This is a genomic window from Streptomyces hygroscopicus subsp. hygroscopicus (assembly GCF_001553455.1).
In the GTDB taxonomy this organism is placed as follows: Bacteria; Actinomycetota; Actinomycetes; order Streptomycetales; family Streptomycetaceae; genus Streptomyces; species Streptomyces hygroscopicus.
Genome location: NZ_BBOX01000044.1, coordinates 1 through 3214 on the forward strand (window position 1 = coordinate 1; position 3214 = coordinate 3214).

The 3214-nt window shown below is 73.7% G+C and carries 4 protein-coding genes; 1 reads left to right on the top strand and 3 read right to left on the bottom strand.

Going from position 1 to position 3214, the window contains the following annotated elements:
• From AXW62_RS05990 to AXW62_RS06000, 3 genes are all read right to left on the bottom strand, one after another.
• Window positions 1-788: NADH-quinone oxidoreductase subunit C (locus tag AXW62_RS05990; protein ID WP_252368511.1), on the bottom strand; the 788-nt coding region annotated here is incomplete at its 3' end.
• Window positions 789-1192: 404 nt separating this feature from the next.
• Complete coding sequence (locus AXW62_RS05995; protein WP_370682891.1) at window positions 1193-1867, bottom strand: NADH-quinone oxidoreductase subunit B; 675 nt, start codon at window positions 1865-1867, stop codon at window positions 1193-1195.
• Window positions 1837-2259, bottom strand: coding sequence for an NADH-quinone oxidoreductase subunit A (locus AXW62_RS06000; protein ID WP_060943576.1), 423 nt, complete (start codon window positions 2257-2259; stop codon window positions 1837-1839). The genes AXW62_RS05995 and AXW62_RS06000 overlap by 31 nt, the downstream gene beginning before the upstream one ends.
• A gap of 208 nt (window positions 2260-2467) precedes the next feature.
• On the opposite strand from AXW62_RS06000, the gene AXW62_RS06005 reads away from it, so the two are divergent.
• Window positions 2468-3214: sensor histidine kinase (locus AXW62_RS06005; RefSeq protein ID WP_174556356.1), on the top strand; the 747-nt coding region annotated here is incomplete at its 3' end.

Sequence of the window (3214 nt, forward strand, 5' to 3'; positions counted from 1 at the left end):
CCCACGGGGGCGGAAGTCTCCTCCGTCGCCTTCTCCCCCGCCGCGCGCTGGCTCGCCGAGCCGGCGGTCGCGCTGCGGGTGCGGCGGACGGGGCGCTCGCCCGCGGCGGCGCCTGCCGCGCGGGCGCCGCGGACCGGGCGGGCCGGGGCGGGGGGCAGTTGGCCCTTGAGGGGGCCCCACTCATTGGGGTCGGGGACGCCCGGCGGCAGCATCTGCCGACGCTTGGTGCCGTGGCCGGTGCCCGACTCCCCCGGCTCCTTCGCGCCCGGCCACGCCTTGACGACCCGGGCTGCCAGCACGAAGTCCTTGCGCAGCGGATGGCCCTCGAAGCCGTCCGGGAGCAGCAGCGGCGCGAGACCGGGGTGGCCGGTGAAGCCTATGCCGAACATCTCGTGGGTCTCGCGTTCGTGCCAGGCCGCCCCGGCGTAGACGCCGGTCGCGGTCGGCAGCGTGGGCGCGTCGTGCGGCACGGTGGTGCGTACCAGCAGACCGCGCACCGCGGGCCCGGGACCGGGGGCGCCGAGGGCGACGACGTACGCGGCCACCCGGAAGCCGGTGCCCGGCTCGTCGACCGCGCTCAGCCAGTCGAAGTAGGTGCAGCCGAGGGTGTCGCGGGCCGTCTTCAGGGAGGCGATCCAGGAGTCGGCGGGGACATCGACGGTCAGCAGGTCGTACGCCTGCTCCGCCGTGGCGCCCGCGCCGAACAGCTCGGCGGCGGGACGCGGCAGCCAGCCCACGGGCGGCGCGGCCGACGGCTGGTCGGCCTCCCCCGCCCCCTCGGACCCCACCGGCTCCCCAGCCACGGTCGGTCCGACTGCACCGCTGGGCTCCCTGGCCCCGCTCGCCCCGACAGACCCGCTGGGCTCCCCAGCACCGCTCGATCCCGCAGACCCCTTGGGCTCCCCAGCCCCCTCGGTTGCCGCAGCCACGCTGGGCTCCTCAGACCCGCTCGATCCGACAGCCCCGCTAGGCTCACCAGCACCACTCGATCCCACAGTCCCGCCGGGCTCTCTGGCCCCGCTCGGCCCGACAGCCCCGCTAGGCTCACCAGACCCGCTCGATCCGACAGCCCCCTTGGGCTCCCCAGCCCCCTCGGCTGCCGCAGCCACGCCGGGCTCCACAGCACCGCCCGTCTCCACCGATCCGCCCGGCTCCACCGATCCGTTCGGCACGTTGTTCTCGTTCGGCTCGGTCATGGCGTGTCTTCCCCCCCCGGAGGTGTGACCAGCCCGCTGCGCAGCGCAGCCGCGGACGGGCGGCCCGCGGGCGCGGGCGCCGCGCCCCCGCCCCCGTAACGCTCACCCAGCGACTCGCGGGCGATCTTCTCCTGGAGCTTGAGAATGCCCTGCAGCAGCGCCTCGGGCCGGGGCGGGCAGCCGGGGACGTAGACATCGACGGGGATGATCTGGTCGACGCCCTTGGTCACGGAGTACGAGTCCCAGTACGGGCCGCCGCAGTTCGAGCAGGCCCCGAAGGAGATCACGTACTTCGGCTCCGGCATCTGCTCGTACAGCCGCCGCACCGCCGGCGCCATCTTGTCCGTGACCGTGCCGGAGACGACCATCAGGTCGGCCTGGCGCGGGCCGGGCGCGAAGGGGATCACGCCGAGCCGGATGAAGTCATGGCGGGCCATCGACGCCGCGATGAACTCGATCGCGCAGCAGGCGAGCCCGAAGTTGAAGACCCACAGGCTGTAGCGGCGGCCCCAGTTCAGGACCACCTTCATCGGCTCGGGCGCCAGCCGGGCCAGCGGGCCGAGGCGGCGCGGCTCCGGCAGGTCCACCGGACCGGGACCGGGGGCCGGCGCGGAGGCCGGGGTCGGCGTCGGGTTGGCTGTCACGTCCACTCCAGGACGCCCTTCTTCCATGCGTACAGCAGACCTACGGCGAGGAACCCGAGGAAGATGAACATCTCCACCAGCGTGGCGGCCCCGAAACCGGGCGCGGCGAAGACCGTCGCCCACGGAAACAGGAAGATCGAGTCCACCGCGAAAATCACATACAGGAAAGCGTAGACGTAGTAGCGGATCTGGGTGTGGGCCCAGCCCTCGCCCACCGGGTCCACGCCGCATTCGTAGGTCAGCAGCTTCTCGGGGGTCGGCACGACGGGCCGCAGCAGCCGCCCGGCCCCGAAGGCCACGGCGACGAAGATCACCCCGATCGCCGCAAGCAGCCCGACCACCGCATAGCCGTGGAAGTAGTCGGCCGCGAGCTGGACACCGGTGCCGCTGGTGGTGCGTACGGTCGTCGCCTCCGGCACGTCCGCCCCTCGCTCCCTGGTCCTTGATCCTTGGTCCTTGTGGCGGGTCCTTGTGGCCCTTGCCCGCTCCTCGTCGATCCCGTGTGTTCGACGATCCGTACGGACGGGAAGTCTAGGCCCTGCCGCCGCCCGGCCGGGTGGCCCGTCCGCGATGCGGTGGGGCTAGCCCCATGGCGGTGCCCCTGCCGGGCGCGGCAATCTGTCTGCCATGACCTCCAGCTCCCCCGCCGACGGCTCCCACGGCGGCCCCGACGGCGGTGCCCGTGGGCGCGGCGACGAGCGGCTGCCCCGCCCGGCCGCGTTCGCCTTTTCCGCGCAGACCTGGAAGGAGATCGCCCACCTGCTGGTGAACCTTCCGGTGGGCATCGCCTGCTTCGTCTTCACGCTGATCTGGCTGGCCGTGGGCCTGGGGCTGTCCATCACGGTGGTGGGGCTGCCGCTGCTGGCCGTGGGGCTGGGGTGCAGCCGGTTCCTCGGCCGGTTCGAGCGGTGGCGTGCCAGGGGGCTGCTCGCGGTGCGGATCGACGAGCCCAGCCCCCTGCCGTATGCGCCGGGCAGTGGCGTCCTCAGCCGGCTGTGGACGCGTCTGCGGGATCCGGTCGGCTGGCGTGCCGCGCTGTACGCCCTGGTCCGGCTGCCGTGGTCGGTGATCACCTTCGCGATCACGCTGACCTCGCTGTTCGTCGCCTGGCCGGTGCTGCCGTGGATCGCCCGGGGGCTGACGCACGTGGACCGGGCGATGGTGCGCGGGCTGCTGTACCCCTCCGACGAGCTGGAGCGGCGGATCGCGGAGCTGGAGTCGGACCGGGGCACGGTGGTGGACACCGCCGCCGCCGATCTGCGCCGGATCGAGCGCGATCTGCACGACGGGGCGCAGGCCCGGCTGGTCGCCCTCGCCATGGGGCTCGGTCTGGCGAAGGAGAAGCTGGAGGAGGACCCGGAAGCCGCCGCCAGG